Origin of the sequence: Companilactobacillus zhongbaensis (assembly GCF_003946515.1) — a bacterium.
GTDB classification, from domain to species: Bacteria; Bacillota; Bacilli; order Lactobacillales; family Lactobacillaceae; genus Companilactobacillus; species Companilactobacillus zhongbaensis.
In genome coordinates this window covers 63935-81156 of sequence record NZ_RHOM01000008.1, presented here as the reverse complement: position 1 = coordinate 81156, position 17222 = coordinate 63935, and the positions used below count along the sequence as shown (strand labels likewise).

Below are 17222 nucleotides of genomic sequence, written 5' to 3'. Positions count from 1 at the left end.
ATGCTAATAGACCATTGGCTAATACTAACAATACTAGCCATACTACTACTAAACACAATCATAGCTTTGATCACGGTATTCCATAGACCAAGAAATATCGTCACCACTTGGGCGTGGATATTAGTGTTAATGTTGCTACCAGTAATTGGCTTCTTAATATATGCCTTCTTCGGACGCGGGATCGCCCAAGAAAAGATTTTTAACATCGGTAACCAGCAACACATCGGCTTAAATCAGCTGAAAAAAATTGCTGAAGCAGAAAAACACAAGCCAAAACGAGGATCGCGCTACGACGAAACTTATTACGCCAGACACGTAATCAGCTTCTTCGACAAAACCGAGGAAACACCATTAACACGGCACAATGAGATCGAACTGTTTTTTGACGGAAAAGAAAAATTCCAACGCCTCTTTGACGACATCAAAAAAGCCAAAGAAACCATTCACGTCGAATACTATGCCTTCATCAAAAGCGACATCGGTCAAGAATTTCTCGACATCCTAACGGAAAAAGCCAAGCAAGGACTAGAAGTCCGACTACTATTTGACCCTTGGGGATCAGGAGGCAACAACCGTCGCTGGTTCAAAGAATTCGAAGCAGCCGGCGGACAAGTACTACCATTCATCACCTCAAAAAACGTCATCTACAAAACCAGACTAAACTACCACCTTCACCGTAAACTAGTCATAATAGACGGAACAGCCGGCTGGATCGGAGGCTTCAACGTCGGAGACCAATACGTAGGCAACTCAAAAAAATTCGGCTACTGGAGAGACAGTCACATCCGCGTAAAAGGAACAGCCACACTCTTAATGCAAGAAAGATTTTTCCAAGACTGGAACGCCTCAACCGACCGCCACGTAAAGCCATTAATATTCATGGACAAATACTTCCCAGCTGACCGTTTCAACGAAAACACCAACCTACCGATCCAAATAGTAACGGACGGCCCAGACTCAAGACAAGAAATCCTAAAAGACGGCTTCATCGACATGATCATCAACGCAAAAAAAAGCGTATGGCTACAAACACCATACCTAATCCCAGATGATCCAATGTTCACCGCCCTAACCATAGCCGCCAGATCAGGAGTAGACGTAAGAATAATGGTCCCATGCATGCCAGACCACCCCTTCATCTTCAGAGCAACCCAATACTACTCCAACCTACTAACCCAATTCGGCATAAAAATCTACACCTACGAAAAAGGCTTCATGCACGCCAAAACATCCATCATAGACGAAAAAATCTGCTCAGTAGGCTCAATGAACCACGACTTCAGAAGCTACTCCCTAAACTTCGAAGCCAACGCCTTCATCTACGACTCAAAAATAGCCCACAAAGTAAAAAGATCCTTCGAAAATGACATGGAAAACTCCACCCTATTAACACAAGAAATAATAGACAACCAAGGCATCTGGATGCACTTCAAACAAAGATTCTCCCGCCTATTATCCCCAATATTGTAAGGGAAAAAGAGAAAAAAGAGCCAAGTATTTACCAACAAAATCAATATACAATGACATGCCAAAAAGCAGTGTTCGAAACTAAGAACACTGCTTTTTTTGTGTTTAGGGTCTAATAAAATCCGAGTTGGACAAAGTCCAACGAGAACAAAAAAAATAGAAAGAACAAAAAGAAAAGGCAAACAGAGCAACAATTAGGTACCACAAGAAAAATACCAGCAAACATACCTAATTCAAACTAAACAACAAAGCACAAAACAAAATCAAACGACCAGATCGGAAGCAGATCAAAAATACTAAATTCAGCAAAAAACTAAGAATCCAGTAAACCCAATAAAATAGCAACCGATGGCAACACCAAACAAAAATCAGAACAGATAGAAATACCAGAACAGACCGATACCACAAAATAGATAGGAAGATCCGCATAAACCAAAACAACATACCACTATAAAACTAAGTACCGTAACCCCACGAAAAAAACAGTTTATGGAAAAACCTAGGAGCTGTGGGGGTGGAGGGAATTCGCCGTCAGCTGCGAAATTTTCGTTTGCACGGCATGGGCCGTGCTTACGAAAAGGTCAAGCTTTGAGATGTCCAAGGCGGGTTTCCTTGGATAGCTCAAAGTTGGCCCGCAGCGTTCCACGGCGCAATTCCCGGAACCCCCACAGCTCCGGCAGTGAACCACCACACACACAACCGACCACAATAAAAATCCAAAACCAAACAAAAAAACCATAAGTCTCAAAACAAGAGACTTATGGCCAAATTTAAAATCGAATCTTGGGGGATTCGGAGGATTTTGGGGGATTTTTTGGAAAGGGAAACATAATATAACTAAAACCATAAATCAGTGACTACAAGAAATCAGCTGACTTCAAAACTTCGCGGGCGTGACTTTCGTCTTCAGGAGCGACCATAACAACAGGTCCGGTACATCCCATCCCACTTGTGGCATAAATATCTGCCTTCCATAATTCAGTTACTGCGTCTTCCAAAACTAAAATGTCAATTCCTAAAATAGCTTCAGAAACTGCTTTTTTTGCAGGTTCTTTCACTTCTTCTGCTGAATCATCCTTCTTGGGGGAAGCGGTTAGATTATCTAATACGTCGGATAATCCAGCTTTTTCAGCGGCTTTGAATTCCGCATTTACTTTTGCGGTTAAATTACCTTTGGCACAATTACCGGCGTAGCTTAATGCACCAGCAATGACGTTAGCTCCTGAGGCACGACTGACAATGTTGATTATCTTATCGTAACCTTTACCGACACCAGGACCATAGCCGTCACCGACTGACTCATAACTGCCACCTGTTAAGAAGGAACTCATCACCTTCATAACGATGTTACCAGTTAATGTGTCCATTACCATGACGTCAGGAACGCCTTGCAATAAGTCGTTTCCACGCATGACCACTCCGCCATCCGCACGATGACTTTGAGTGAAGCTAATATTATAACCGTTATCTTTTAGTTTCTTTAGAGAAATTTCAACTTGGCGAGCACCATCGATATTGAGGATACCGACTGTTGGATCCTTGATACCATTAGCTTTCGCCACCGCAATACCAGAAATAGCATTTTTGACCATGGCACTGATCCGTTCCATGTCAGACGTTCCAGTGGTATTGGCGACAAACATAGCCTTTCCCATCCCGGGGGTGGTTGGGTGTCCTACTGTAGAAACACCGATTGGGAAAGTATAGTGCATTGTAACTGCGGCATCTAATTGACCGTTATCTAACATTTCATCCATTTTCTTGTGAGCTTCTTCAGGATCGTTGGCTACTACAGTTTCCACTGTTTCACTCTTCAACGTTCCTAAAGCTACTACTTGAATAGAGGGATCGTTAGCTTGAGCTAGTTCTGCACCACGAAGAACTTCTTCTTCGCCGTGCTCGCTGCCAACTAGTGTGACACCCACACGTGGTCTTGAACCGAAGTTACCATCTTCAAGACCTTGGGCAATTTCATCAAACACATCTGCAATTGTGTTTTGTACGTTATTATTCATTTTTCTCCCTCCTTAATTTGATTTTTCTTTTATTTTAGAGAAGCAGCAAATTGTTTCATTGATTCGGCGATCATTTGACGAATTGTGTCTTTATCGACTGTTTCGTCTTCTGTCTTACCGTCATTTGCTTCCACAATAAATGAAATTCCATCAAAGAGGTTGGTTAGTCTTCCTAAGAACAAGCTACCTTTACCAATGATCATTGTCCGGTGAATATCACCGTTTTCGATCATTTCTTTAGCATGTCCTAAGAATGGAACACCTGAAGGAATGTGTCCTTGGGTAGGAACAAATCCAGGCATACCAATGTCTTCAACAACTTGATTCAATTGTGTTCTATCAAAGACTTTCTTCATGATACCTAAAGCTGCGATCATCTTGTAGTTAGCTGTTGGGATATCACCGGCACCAGCTGGCACTGTGATTTCAGGATTTTGCATTTCGGCAGAAAATACATCAACATCTTTGATCGTCATTCCGACTTTTTCAAGGGGATCGGAAACTATGGCTTGCATGATGGCTTGTGGAGCAGCTCCACTACCGATCTTATGCTTACCTACAATGTCAGTCCGGATAACTGGTGACTTGCCGTCATTTTCCGCAACGTGAATTGCGAATGTCCCTAAGCAGTCTTCGATGAGTGGTTGATCCTTTTTAACGTGATCTTTACCATTCATACCTAATTTAGCTGATGATCCACCAGCTAAAACAACAACGTTTGAGTAAACGCCTGCTTGAACTAAGGCAGCAGCTTCAACCATTGAGTGTGAAGGACCAGCACAGAAACTACGAGTATCTGAACCAGTTGCGTTAACGCAGCCACAAATTTCACCGATGGCTTTGGCATAGTTACCTCCACCACGTTGGAACATGTCACCACATCCCTCTTCACTACATTCGATCAAGTAATCAACATCTTTAGGTTCGATGTCATTCTTGGAGAACAATTCAGCTAAACCATAAGCTGCTGAAGCTTTACTTACTAAGTTTTCGAACATAACGTCACTAGTTAAGGCAGCATCAAATTCATGAGCTCTCTTAACACAACCAACTAGTTTGTCATCTAAGTACAATGGCTTTGCGTCTTTTTCATCGATCAACTTTTGAATGTCATCAACTGAAGCGGGGTTTTCAGTTAATTTATCCAAAGTGACCCAATATTTACCAATAACTGGATCGCCATTTAATTTCTTTGCCACTTTTTCTTGATAGGCTGATTCCAAAACTACTAAATCAAACATATCAACTGCTTTCATACAGCCGTAAAATGATTCTTCATCTAAGATCGAACCAAATTTACCTTCTGTTGAAGCATTTTCGATAGGATGCTCATACCACGGTTGTTCGATGTCTTTCAAATCACGTGGATGAATGTTACCAATGTAAGCTTGATTAGGACCATAGCCAACAACATCTTCGAATGAACGTAAATGATCAGGAATAGCTTTCAAATAATCTGAATCAGGATTATTTCTCATTTCTTCTTCTTGTAATTTACCTTCATGTACTAAGATATCAGGCGTGTGAACTAATGTATAAGCGCTTCCTTTCAAGACTGGAAAAGTCATATTATGCACCTCCAAAAAATTGAATGAAACAATGAATCTTTGATTTTTCGATAAAAAAGGAGTCGAAAATAATTTTCCGGCTCCTAATTGGATCTCTCAGCTCTTTACTAGTCTAAAATACTGTTTGTTCAGTAACAGGTGTTTCAAGAGCTTTAAGAGCTTTTCTGACTAATTTTCTACGTAGTTCTTTTTCATCCTTAGGATCCAATTCTGGATTACCAAGAGGATAAGGGATTGCGACTGTAGGAACAATACGGTTAGCTCCAACCGTCTTAGAAATAGGAACAATTGTACACATGTGAACAATTGGTAGTCCTTGAGCTTCAATAGCTTTAACCATCGTTGCACCGCAACGAGTACATGTTCCTCAGGTGGATGTAAGAATAACGGCATCTACTCCGTCTTCTTTTAATTGTTTCCCAATCTCTGTACCAAATTTCTTAGCATTTGCTACAGATGTACCATTACCAACGGTAGCGTACCAGTAGTCATGTAATGACCCGATCTCTCCGTTAGCAAGCATTTCTTTAATCACATCGACAGGTAGGACACGGTCCAAGTCTTCATTTGCGTAAACTGGATCGTAACCACCGTGAGCTGTTTGTCCGTTCTCAGGTGTAAAGTCATCAATATCTTTTAGGCTATACTTGCCATACTTAGATGCACTTGATGATTCAATGTGATCAGGGTTTCCTTTGGGAACCGGACCACCGGAAGATACCAAAGCGATTCTAGCTTTTGTGATATCCTTTACGGCTGGTGCTGGGTCAACACGGTCGAAGGTAGGCATTGGATATTCTGTCTTAAATTCCTTACCTTGTATTTTGTTTACTAGCATGTCAACAGCACGCTTTGAGCCACGTTCTTCTTTGAACTCGTTAACACGGATACCCTTAGGCATGTAGCCTGTGATTTCTTCATTTCCAGCCAGTAGTTGTTTAACAACATCTGACATTGCTGGAATTGCTTTTCTCATTGTAGCAGCACTGTTACCTGTTTCTACAAAGTATCCATGTTTCTTGTACAAGTCTAAACCAGGGTTTTCTGGGTACATACCACCAACTACTGGAATGTGTAAGTTCTCATCTACTAGTTTGGCTACTGCACCTGCAGCAACACCGTAACGACCAGCGTTAAAACTTGGTCCTACGATTACTAAATCTGGTTTGTAACTTTCGATCATATTTAGAACAGTCTCTGAAGCATCTGCTTCATGTTCACTAAAGTAACTATCACCACAAACGACTGTACCAACGATCTCAGCTACATCACTTAGTTGACCTTTGAAGGCCATACCTGGTCCGACAACGCCGTCACTTTTTTCTGGCTTTACGTCGGCCTTTTCTTCACCACCGATACCGGCGAAGAATTGGTTGATGTAATGAACAATTCTCTTCTTGCCCATCATTTTTCCCCCTTTACACAGGTTTTGCTCTTACTGATTTTTTATCCACGGTATTCTTGGACTTCTTTAATGATTGCGTCCTTGTCTAATACCATTTCCATCATTGATACTTGTTCTTCGTAAACTGCAGCGTCTACTTCGTCCTTTAGTTCAAACATGTGATATGCTTTGAGTCCCAACGGAACTCCTGCTAATGGACCAGCGAATGTTGGATCACCAGTTGATACGGTTTCAGCAGCCAAGCCACAAGCTTCGGCTTCTCCACCACCTAGTACTACAACTAGGTCGTCTTTTCCGTATTTGTCTGTGAGATCTTTAATTCTTTGTTGATTTTCCAGGTCCATAGCTCCGGCGCTCGTTCAAACAAAACATTCAGTAGTTGAAAATACAACTTCTGAGCCTGCTGATTTTACACAAGCTTCGATAGCCATACCAGGAATTCCATCACGGTCGCCTAAGATAGCGACTTTCTTGTTTTCAAGAATGCCCATAATGCTCTCTCCTTCTTATTATTAATTAAAAAATGTTTACTAAGTTTCCGTTTACTAAATTGTCTTTGCTGATAATGTGTTGAAACCAAGTTCGTTAGTTGATCCTGTGATAACTTGAATTTCAGCTTCAATACTGCCATCGTCATGAAGACTTCCGTCCCATGCACCTGCAATTGTGTTAGCAACTTCAGGATGTCCGATAACTGTATCCATAACTGGTAGTGTAACTACGACATTCGCATTACCTGCTGTAACAACAGCATCACCCTTAGGTGTTGAATCAGCTAATGATTGACTTGCTCCGTCACGTCCAGCATACTCATCTGTTACTAGAACTGTCTTAATGCCTTTATTTTCAAGGTTGTTACAGTTCATAACTAAGTCGGCATCAGGGTTACCGAAGCCTTCTTCTGAGACGATTGCTGCATCTGCACCAAGCATTTCAACTAATTTAGCGGTCATATTTGATGAACGTTTCTTGTCTTGCAATGTTACGTTCTCATTGGTAATGACACATCCGATAAAGTTAATTTCTTTACCATGTTTTGCATACAAGTCCTCAATAACTGGACTGTTCAAATGCACGTATGATGGGTTCTTATCACAAGCTGAAACACAGTTACCACTTGCAATAGCTCCATCAAATGCTTCTGTTGGATACATAAATGTTGGAACGATCTTCTTAGCATCTGCGCCATAGAAGAATGTGTTATGCATCAATCCTTGAGTTTGTAATGCGTATACATATACTACTTTTGGTAAGTCTGGATATTGTGCTACTTGATCAAGCAATGGCTTTGTTTCATAAGTCTTTACTTCATCAGGCTTAACATCTTTAGCAGCCTCACCAAGATAATTAGCAGCTCTAAATCCAACTAAACGAATAACTTCTTCGTGTTCGTGTTGTTTAATGCTGTCAATTGGTTCCATCTTAATGACAATGTTGTTTGTCTTTGAGAATGGTGTGTATTTAGCACCTTCCCCACTCATGTCAATGATTCCTTCTTGGAATCCTACAATTTTACCAGTTGTAACAACTGCTGCTCCTTTAAGTACATGTGTTGTTCCTGAGCCAACTTGGTCAACGTCATTGATGATACCTGGGAAGATACCACCCTTTCCGTCTACCTTGACACGTGGTTCGATAACATCTTTGACAGGGATGATACGAGTCTTGTCACCTGGTTTTGCTAGATATATATCAAGTGATTTGATTCTTTCGTCTCCGCCAGTCGCTGCTTCGATCAATTCGTCTTTATTAACGAATAATGTACCGTTTTTAACTTCGGTCTTATCGCCGAAAGCTACATCTTTAATAAAGATGTTTCCTACATCTAGTCGCATATTAGCCCCCCATTTCTTTCATATTTGTAAAACTACATATAAAAGAAAGATGAAATTAAGCTGTTTCAGTCAGTTCATCCAATTTTTCTGTTACAGCTGCCATTCCTTTTTCTTCCAAGATGTCTTTCCCGAGAGTAGCAACCTTCTCGCCATCTTTGTAGAACAAGTATGCTGGGATTCCCATGACTTTTTGCTTCATGGCCATTCTCATGTTACCTGTAGTATCAAAAGCGTAGAATGTGCAAACGTCTGATTTTTCATCAGCTAGTTTCTCAACGTCTGGCATAAGTGCCATACATGGTACACATTTTGGACTAAAGAAATCTACCATAACCAACCCTTTGGAATTTTGGATCGTTTCCTCAAAGTTTTCTTTTGTTAAATGTTCCATCATAATTTTCGCCCCCTTTCATCTTTCTTATCTTTGAAATCTAATCGCTTAAATTTCAAAGATAAAAAATTTAGATTTCTCTAAACTTTTTATTTGGATCAAATTACTTCAATAAATCAGCCACTGATTCTGCAGTAATGTTCTTTGCACCTTCAACACGAGCTACGTCTTTTCCATCTTTGAATAAGACTACAGTTGGTATTTCGTTAACGTTGTATTGCGTAGCGGTCTTCTTAGCACGATAAGTATCTAACTTAACTAATCCAACTGGGTCGCTGTTGTTTTCAACAACTTTGTCGACAGCTGAGATCGAGTCGATACTTTCTTGGATCTGAGGTGCCCAGAATGCTAATAGGACTGGTTTATCTTTACTTTCATCGAGAACATCATTTTGCAATGTCTCAAGTTCTGACAAGTATTTTTCGGCTGCTGATGCGGCAATAGCACCATCTGAAGCTGCTGTGATAACTTGTCTCAAATATTTTTCTCTGGCATCACCGACACCGTATACACCTGGCACGTTTGTTTCCATCATGTCATTAGTTACGATGTAGCCACGGTCGTCTAATTCGATCTTGTCTTTGACGAATTCTGTATGAGGTTCTGTACCGATAAATACGAAGACACCGTTTGTTGGATAGTCTGTCAATTCACCAGTGTCGATATTCTTCAAAACAACTTTTTCAACTAGGCCATCACCAGCGATTTCTTCAACTGTTGAATTCCAGATCCATTTGAGTTTAGGATTCTTCATGGCTTTTTCAGCACTAGCCTTGTTGCAGTCTAAGTTACCTTCTTCATGAATAACGATGATCGTTACTGTTTCAGCAAACTTAGTTAAGTACATTGCTTCTTCAATAGCGGCATCACCGTTACCAACAACACAAACGTCCAAGTCTACGAAGAAGTCGGCGTCACAAGTTGCACAATAACTAACACCTTGACCTCTCAAGTCGGCTTCACCTTTAACATTGATCTTACGAGGTGTAGCACCTGGTGAAAGGACGATAGCCTTTGCTTGATAAGTATCACCTTGTTGTGTATGAACTGTCTTAATTGGACCAGAGAAGTCAACTTCATCAACTGTTCCTCTTAAAAATTCGGTTCCGAATGCTTTGGCATGATCGGCGAATTTTTCCATAATGCCAGGACCAGTAGTTCCTTCCCAAAATCCTGGATAATTTTCCAATTCGGCAGTAGTTGCAGCTTGACCACCAGGTTCAGCGTTCTTATCTAAGATAGCCGTCTTCATCTTTGAACGACTTCCATAAATTCCAGCAGCTAGTCCACCAGGACCGGCCCCAACAACTAAAAGATCATATACTTCAGACATAAAACTTCTCCTCCCATACATAAGACAACTTACTAGTCTAATTTATTCGTGATATTCATATGGCAAACTATCAATTGCCGAATCTAATAGATCTAAATCGATAACTTGGAAATCCTCTAAGGTCTGCTCGTCGTATTTGATACCCCGGGGAGGGAATTTCTTCAATACTTGAAGAGCTCCTTCGATCAGTTTGAGTGAGAACATATCAAGTTCCCCTTTGTTGTCACTCAAAACTAAACTTTTATAAGGACTCTGATTCGGTTTAATACTGCCCGCCAGCGGATGATTGATCAAATTAGCGCCAAGATGAACGGAATTGCGGCCTTCTGAAAAAATATCTTTAACTGTCGAGTTTTCCTCAAACTCCGTTAAATCAGGATATTTTTCTGCAACCATTGGATTGTTAGATACTATATGAAAATTCCCCATCATTTGTGCCCTCTTTGTTCACTTTTTCACTTCACCTTACAATTGAAATATATCGTAATAATGGATCGTTTGCAACCGTTTTCGAGCAAATAAAAAACTTATTTAATTAGAAAATAGTTAATAATTGTATCAATATCCAGATCTATTAGGATTCATAGAAAAAATCTTTGCATTTTTTGATATTGATTAGTTAATTCAAATAAAACTGATTAGAATAAATTATTTCCAGTAGAATTGTTCCATATATTGACATTTTTCTTTGAAATTGGTATTGACCACTCTAGATCCATAAAATTCTTCAATTGATCCTCATGGCAATATATTGCAAATCGTAAACACTTGTTCACGAAATAAATACATATTTTCTAATAATTCGAACTTTTAAAATACCTTCATGATGTATCGATCATAATGACGTCACCATCCTGTTTTTTGTTTTTATTTTCACTAATGTTTTCAAAAAAATTTAATACGTAACATGTGACTTCGAATAAGCAAAATAGAAAATAACTCCGATGGCTAACCAACCTAAGTAATTTAGCCATGCTGTACCTGGCAAATTAGTTAATAGTACGATACAAACTAACGCAGATAAGATTGGCAAAATTCTGCCACCTGGTACTTTGAATGGTCTCTTGAGTTCTGGATGTTGCTTTCTCAACAACAATACGGAAACTGAGATCAAGAAGAAAATTAGTAATGAACCGACATTAGCAAACGTTGCTAATTTTTTAATATCTAATAGTCCTGAACAAATCGCTGTGATGATTCCGATCAACCAAAGTGATCTATTAGGAGTCTTAGTTTTAGAATTCAATTTGCTAAAGATAGGTGGTAAGAATCCACCACGACTCATTGACATGGCAATATTTGACGAGGCATACAAGAACGCCAAAACTACCGCGATAATCCCTAAGATAGCCCCGAATGAAACAATTTGAGCTATGATCGGCTTATCAATTGAGATCAAAACGAAAGACATTGCTTCTGGTACATCGAGCAAGTTGTATTTAACAGCACCAGTCATAACTAAACTAACGATAATGTATAAAATTGTTGAAATCGTCAATGATGCAATAATCGCAATTGGCAGATTTCTTTGAACATTCTTACAATCTTCAGCTGATGTCGCTAAAGCATCAAATCCTAAGAAAGAAAAGAATACGGTTGAAGCTCCGGTAAAAATACCTTTAACTCCAAATGGTAAAAACGGATGCCAATTTGCGGGTTTCAAGTGAAACGCACCAACGATAACGAACAATAAGATAATTCCGATTTTAACTAAAACTAAAATGTCATTAACTACCTTACTTTCGCTCATTCCTCTTGTTAGTAAAATAGTAATTAGTAGTACAATAATAACTGCGGGTAAATTAATGAACCCTCCATTGAAGGGGTCATACCTGATAGCGCTTGGTAATACGATGCCCATTTCCTTTAGGAATGAAGCTACATATCCGGTCCACCCAGTTGCTACTGTGGCGGTCGTAGTTATGTAAACTCCTAATAATGTCCATCCTGAGAAGAAGGCGATCTGCTCACCCATTGTTATCCAAGAATAAACGTACGCACTACCCGAACTAGGGATCGTCGTAGTTAATTCTGAATAACATAAACCAATTAGTGCACTGGCTAAAGCAGCGATCAAGAATGAGAATATTACCCCCGGACCAGCATCGGTGGCCGCAACAATTCCTGTTAGGACCAAAATACCTGTACCGATGATAGCTCCGATCCCCATGATCGTTAGATCAAATAAACCTAACGTCTTGGGCCTATCCTCTGAACCACTTAACAAATCATTTATCGATTTTCGTCGCATAATACCTCTACTCCAAGCTTTTTTAATTTGTAACCGCTTTCACCATAATCAATATTACCACACAACGTGATTTTTTTAACAAAATATTTCTATTTTTTCATTGAGCGAATGATAAACAAAACTTTTTATGAAATTTTAAAAAACTGATCAAATATGTATGCTATATCGTGAAAACGCCTGGTAATACTGGATTTTTGATACTTAGAATTTTTCTATTAATTAAAATTATTCAATAAATTTAATTGATTAATTTATTTTTTATCGTGAACCTCTTTCAAAAAAATATTTATTTGGTAAAATGATTGTGAAAAGATTTGCAAACATTCTATATAGAAAGAGGGAATAAATCATGAAGGAAGAAAGACAGCTCCAAAAGAGTATTGGCTTTTGGGCAGCTCTTTCCACAGTTATAGGTACAGCAATTGGTGGTGGTGTCTTCTTCAAGACGCCGGTTGTTACTCAAGTTACTGGGTCAGCCAATATGACCCTACTCGCCTGGCTACTAGGTGGTTTAATTACTATCTGTGCCGGTTTAACAACAGCCGAACTTTCAGCTGCTATTCCGAAGACAGGTGGAATGGTTGAGTACATTCATCATACATACGGGGAAGCACCATCATTTATGATCGGATGGGCAGAAATGGTCGTTTACTTCCCTGCCAATATCGCAGCATTATCTATCGTATTCAGTACACAGTTCGTTCATCTTTTCAGTATCGATAAAAGCTATTCAGTTATCATCGCTTTAATAGTAGCTTTCTCGATTACAGGTATTAACTTGATGGGTTCAAAATTCGCTGGTGGATTCCAAACATTCGCCACGATTTTCAAATTGATCCCAATTGCCTTGATCATCATCTTTGGTCTGATGGCTAAAGAAAGTGCTCCAGTTCCACTATTTCCTATCCAAGCTGGAGAAAACACAAGTTTCTTCACAGCTTTAGGACACGGACTACTGGCCACCATGTTCGCTTACGATGGTTGGATCCAAGTTGGTAACATCGCCGGAGAGTTGAAGAAACCAAAGGTCGACTTACCAAAAGCCATCATCTTCGGACTACTAGGAATCACAGTTATTTACTTATTAATTAATTATGTCTTCTTAAGAACCTTACCTATCGGACAAATTATGGGTAACGAAAACACAGCCGCAAACGCTGCTGAAGTTATCTTTGGTCACACAGGTGGTAAGATCGTTACAATCGGTATTTTGATCTCAGTATATGGTGCTATCAACGGATACGCCATGACCGGATTAAGAGTTCCATACGCAATGGCTCTAGACAAGTCATTACCATTCAGCAAAGGTCTCTCAAAACTATCAAAGAAGAGTATCCCTTATGCAGCAACACTCTTACAATTAGGAATTGCTTGCATCATGATCTTCTTAGGTGCTTTCAACACATTGACAGACATGCTAGTATTCGTAATCTGGATCTTCTACACAATGACATTCGCAGCAACAATCATTCTAAGAAAACGCGAACCAGAAATGAAACGTCCTTACAAGTGTCTCTGGTATCCTGTAACACCAATAATTGCGATCATCGGTGGTGTCTTCATCGTTATCTCCACAATTATTACGCAAACAGGTTTGGCATTGATCGGATTAGGAATCACATTGCTTGGTCTTCCTTTCTATGCTTATGCTAGAAAACATAGAGATGCAGAGTAGGTTTTATATTTGCTTTATAAAGAACACCTTAGTCGGGTGTTCTTTTTTTTTGCTGGTTTTTGATAGTTGGCTGGATAGAGGTTGTAGTTTGGTGTGGTGGTTCACTGCCGACTCCGGGGGCCGGGGATACAGCCGCTGGAACGCTGCCGGCATCGATTGAAGCTATCCGGGAAGTTCGCCCGGACATCTCCAATACGAGCCTTCTTGTAAGCGATAAATCGCTAACAAGAATCTGGCGGCTGAGGGCTGTATCCCCGGCCCCCTCCGTCTAGACAGAGTCGCAACTATCATTTGGTTTGGATCTTCTCCACTCTAGATAGATCAAGTCGGCACTTCCGGTTCTCCCTATTCCTCACTTGTCTATCTCAATGGCGAACCTTGCTGGTAAGTTCAAAAGCAAAAGCAAGAACAAGTTCAAGAACAAAATACCCAAAACCTATGAATGAAACGGATTTATTTATATCCGATGATTTCCGCAAAATAAATTAAATAGATAAATCCCACAACCAAAATCGTAAGACCGGAAAAGCATAGACACCAAATTTCTAACCAAAACAACATACCTCTATAAAGCTAAGTACCGTACCCCCACCAAAAAGAAGAAGTTTGTTATCCCCTAGGTTCTGTGGAGGGTGGAGGGAATTCGCCGTCAGCCGCGAAATTTTCGTTTGCACGGCATGGGCCGTGCTTACGAAAAGACCCAGCTTTGAGATGTCCAAAGCGGTTTCCCTTGGATAGCTCAAAGTGGGTCCGCAGCGTTCCACGGCGCAATTCCCGGAACCCTCCACAGAACCGGCAGTGAACCGCACACCAACCTACTACCTCAACAAAAATTAACAACAAAAAAACACTAGAAAAATATCTAGTGCTACAAAAATCTACTCATCAGCATGTTTAATAACTTGTTCAAAAATATTTACTATATGATTGTCAATCAGCCTATAATGAACCTCTTTCCCAAGCCTTTCACCGACCACAATCCTGGCATCCCTCAAAGTCTTCAACTGATGCGAAATGCCCGACTGACTCATATTTAAAATCTCCGCTATTTCATTCACGCTTAGTGACGTCTGCGATAGCGCTAAAATGATCTTTACTCTGGTTGGTTCTCCGGTTGCTTTAAAAAAATCGGATATTTTCTTGGCGTGATCATCTTCGGGGACTCCGTTGGTGATCAACTGTTCTAATTTGCGATTGTGTATTTGTTTGTCCAAAGTGCGTCCACTCCTACTTACTGTTACTTATACGATACCTTAAATTAAGATAAATTGATAATTTTTTAAAAAGGATTGTAACGTAATCACTTACATGCTAGTATGAACATATGAACAGACATGCATATGTTTGGAGGCGGATGCGATGAATATTAAAAATATCAATACCAAATCTTATTTTTTAGGACTCTTTCTTTTCTTAGTTGGCTTGAGTTTGTTCTTATTAGGGGCTGACCTACCAATATTTATAAAGGTCTTATACTTACTGGCAACACTTTTATCTGGTTATCACGTCATGTATGAGGGCTTCGTCAACACGGTGTCCGATACTAAGGCCCGGAAGAAGTTTTCTCCTAATATCCACTTGTTAATGTCTTTAGCAGCAGTTGGTGCTATTTTGATTGGGAAATTCTCCGAAGCGGCATTGTTGATCTTGATTTTTGCTGGTGCACATTTCTTGGAAGAATACGCTGAAGGAAAAAGTAAGCGTGAGATAACTAAGTTGTTGGAGATGAATCCTGACAATGCTCGGATCGTTCGTTCTGACGGATCGATCGAGGAAGTTTCCGTTGATACTGTCCAAGTCGGTGACACTTTGCAAGTTCAAAATGGTGCCCAAATCCCCATCGATGGAACTATCCTATCGGGTATTGCTTCGATCGATGAATCAGCCATCAACGGTGAAAGTATTCCTCGCGAAAAAACTACTGGGGACAATGTTTTTGCTGGTACAATCAACGGTAATGATGCTTTTACCATGACCGCTACTAAAACTAGTGATCAAACGGTTTTTTCAAAGATCTTGAGTTTGGTGGACCAATCACAAAACAACTTGAGTAAGACTGCGACAAAGATCAAGAAGATCGAACCAATTTATGTTACTAGCGTGCTGATCTTATTCCCACTAGTCATGTTGAGTGGTGCGGCAGCTTTTGGTTGGAGCTTCTCAACTAGTCTTTATCGTGGGATCGTCTTTTTGATTTCGGCTTCACCTTGTGCTTTAGCTGCTAGTGCCGTACCGGCAACACTTTCAGCCATTTCAAACTTGGCTAAAAACGGTGTCTTGTTCAAGGGTGGTTCTTACTTATCAAACTTGGCTGACCTTCGAGCTGTGGCTTTTGACAAAACTGGTACTTTGACCAAAGGAAAACCTGAGGTTACTGACTTTATCCTCACTAATGACGTTGATAAAAACGAACTGATCAACATCATTACTAGTATCGAAAGACAGACTAATCATCCTCTTGCTTCAGCAATCGTGAACCATTTTCCAGAAGCCAAGCCGTTCGATTTGGAAGTCGAAACTAAAATCGGAACTGGTGTCTTTGGTGAAGTTGGCTCCGATGAATACTTGATTGCCAAACCAAAGGCCTTCAACAATGTCGACCAAGAACTCTCTGAGGCACAAATTAGATTAGCATCCGAAGGAAAAACGGTCGTCTTCGTTGCCAAAAATGATGAAGTGGTTGCTTTATTAGCCTTAATGGATACACCTAATTCAGCAGCGCAAAATGCTATTAACTACTTAAATCATGAAGGTATCGAAACAGTCATGATCACCGGTGATTCAAAACAAACCGGTGAGGCTATCGGTCATAACTTAGGCATTAAAAAAGTTATCACAGAAGTTTTACCTGAAGATAAAGTCCAAGTCGTCAATGAATTAAAATCCAAGTCACTAATGACCGGTATGGTCGGCGATGGTGTCAACGATGCCCCTGCTCTAGTCAACGCTGACATCGGTGTTGCCATGGGTGACGGGACTGACGTGGCCATCGATGTTGCCGACGTGGTCTTGATGAAAAACGACTTGAACAAATTCGTCACTTCCCACCGCGTTTCTAAACGGTTGAACAAAATCGTTTGGCAAAATATCGCCTTTTCCATGTTAGTTGTCAGTTTACTAGTCGTCCTAAACTTCTTTGGACTCACTGATATCGGTATCGGTGTAGTTGCTCATGAAGGTAGTACCTTGTTAGTTATTTTAAATGGATTACGCTTGTTGCGAGGCTAGTTAAAAATCGTAATCGTCACACCTTCAATAATTAATTACGCAAAAAAGAGATAG

13 protein-coding genes are annotated in these 17222 nt (G+C 40.1%); 3 read left to right on the top strand and 10 right to left on the bottom strand.

Going from position 1 to position 17222, the window contains the following annotated elements:
- Nucleotides 1-1470, top strand: coding sequence for a cardiolipin synthase (gene cls / locus EKM69_RS05420; protein ID WP_125708911.1), 1470 nt, complete (start codon nt 1-3; stop codon nt 1468-1470).
- 854 nt (nt 1471-2324) lie between these two features.
- Here the strand turns inward: cls and grdD are convergent.
- The 9 genes from grdD to EKM69_RS05375 all read right to left on the bottom strand — a co-directional run bounded on the left by grdD (nt 2325) and on the right by EKM69_RS05375 (nt 12265).
- Nucleotides 2325-3482: a glycine/sarcosine/betaine reductase complex component C subunit alpha gene (gene grdD / locus EKM69_RS05415; protein WP_125708909.1), complete on the bottom strand. Its 1158-nt coding sequence runs from the start codon at nt 3480-3482 to the stop codon at nt 2325-2327.
- Nucleotides 3483-3511: 29 nt separating this feature from the next.
- Nucleotides 3512-5050, bottom strand: coding sequence for a glycine/sarcosine/betaine reductase complex component C subunit beta (gene grdC, locus EKM69_RS05410; protein ID WP_125708907.1), 1539 nt, complete (start codon nt 5048-5050; stop codon nt 3512-3514).
- A gap of 112 nt (nt 5051-5162) precedes the next feature.
- Nucleotides 5163-6455 carry a glycine reductase complex selenoprotein B gene (gene grdB / locus EKM69_RS05405; protein ID WP_125708905.1) on the bottom strand — a complete coding sequence of 431 codons (1293 nt, stop codon included), beginning with the start codon at nt 6453-6455 and terminating at the stop codon, nt 5163-5165.
- A gap of 41 nt (nt 6456-6496) precedes the next feature.
- Nucleotides 6497-6946, bottom strand: a complete 450-nt coding sequence (grdA, locus tag EKM69_RS05400) for a glycine/sarcosine/betaine reductase complex selenoprotein A (RefSeq protein WP_125708903.1) — start codon at nt 6944-6946, stop codon at nt 6497-6499.
- Between the two features lie 54 nt (nt 6947-7000).
- A complete protein-coding gene (locus EKM69_RS05395) occupies nt 7001-8290 on the bottom strand; it encodes a glycine/sarcosine/betaine reductase component B subunit (protein ID WP_125708901.1) in 1290 nt (429 codons plus the stop codon).
- 55 nt (nt 8291-8345) lie between these two features.
- The gene (locus EKM69_RS05390; RefSeq protein ID WP_191988682.1) at nt 8346-8684 is read right to left on the bottom strand and encodes a thioredoxin family protein; all 339 of its coding nucleotides are present in this window, start codon (nt 8682-8684) and stop codon (nt 8346-8348) included.
- A gap of 100 nt (nt 8685-8784) precedes the next feature.
- Nucleotides 8785-10014, bottom strand: a complete 1230-nt coding sequence (gene trxB, locus EKM69_RS05385) for a thioredoxin-disulfide reductase (RefSeq protein ID WP_125708899.1) — start codon at nt 10012-10014, stop codon at nt 8785-8787.
- Nucleotides 10015-10056: 42 nt separating this feature from the next.
- A complete protein-coding gene (locus tag EKM69_RS05380; protein WP_125708898.1) occupies nt 10057-10446 on the bottom strand; it encodes a GrdX family protein in 390 nt (129 codons plus the stop codon).
- A 463-nt stretch (nt 10447-10909) separates the two neighbouring features.
- Nucleotides 10910-12265: an APC family permease gene (locus EKM69_RS05375; RefSeq protein ID WP_125708896.1), complete on the bottom strand. Its 1356-nt coding sequence runs from the start codon at nt 12263-12265 to the stop codon at nt 10910-10912.
- A gap of 349 nt (nt 12266-12614) precedes the next feature.
- Between EKM69_RS05375 and EKM69_RS05370 the strand changes: the two genes are divergently transcribed.
- Complete coding sequence (locus EKM69_RS05370; RefSeq protein ID WP_125708894.1) at nt 12615-13940, top strand: APC family permease; 1326 nt, start codon at nt 12615-12617, stop codon at nt 13938-13940.
- A gap of 878 nt (nt 13941-14818) precedes the next feature.
- On the opposite strand, the gene EKM69_RS05365 is transcribed toward EKM69_RS05370, so the two are convergent.
- Entirely contained in the window at nt 14819-15154 is a 336-nt protein-coding gene (locus tag EKM69_RS05365; RefSeq protein WP_225423843.1) for an ArsR/SmtB family transcription factor, read from the bottom strand.
- Nucleotides 15155-15299: 145 nt separating this feature from the next.
- On the opposite strand from EKM69_RS05365, the gene EKM69_RS05360 reads away from it, so the two are divergent.
- Nucleotides 15300-17168 carry a heavy metal translocating P-type ATPase gene (locus tag EKM69_RS05360; protein WP_125708892.1) on the top strand — a complete coding sequence of 623 codons (1869 nt, stop codon included), beginning with the start codon at nt 15300-15302 and terminating at the stop codon, nt 17166-17168.
- Nucleotides 17169-17222 lie beyond the last annotated feature (54 nt).

Coding starts and splice junctions, on each gene's coding strand:
- cls (WP_125708911.1), top strand. CDS start 1: ATGCTAATAGACCATTGGCTAATACTAACAATACTAGCCATACTACTA.
- grdD (WP_125708909.1), bottom strand. CDS start 3,482: ATGAATAATAACGTACAAAACACAATTGCAGATGTGTTTGATGAAATT.
- grdC (WP_125708907.1), bottom strand. CDS start 5,050: ATGACTTTTCCAGTCTTGAAAGGAAGCGCTTATACATTAGTTCACACG.
- EKM69_RS05395 (WP_125708901.1), bottom strand. CDS start 8,290: ATGCGACTAGATGTAGGAAACATCTTTATTAAAGATGTAGCTTTCGGC.
- EKM69_RS05390 (WP_191988682.1), bottom strand. CDS start 8,684: ATGATGGAACATTTAACAAAAGAAAACTTTGAGGAAACGATCCAAAAT.
- trxB (WP_125708899.1), bottom strand. CDS start 10,014: ATGTCTGAAGTATATGATCTTTTAGTTGTTGGGGCCGGTCCTGGTGGA.
- EKM69_RS05380 (WP_125708898.1), bottom strand. CDS start 10,446: ATGATGGGGAATTTTCATATAGTATCTAACAATCCAATGGTTGCAGAA.
- EKM69_RS05375 (WP_125708896.1), bottom strand. CDS start 12,265: ATGCGACGAAAATCGATAAATGATTTGTTAAGTGGTTCAGAGGATAGG.
- EKM69_RS05370 (WP_125708894.1), top strand. CDS start 12,615: ATGAAGGAAGAAAGACAGCTCCAAAAGAGTATTGGCTTTTGGGCAGCT.
- EKM69_RS05360 (WP_125708892.1), top strand. CDS start 15,300: ATGAATATTAAAAATATCAATACCAAATCTTATTTTTTAGGACTCTTT.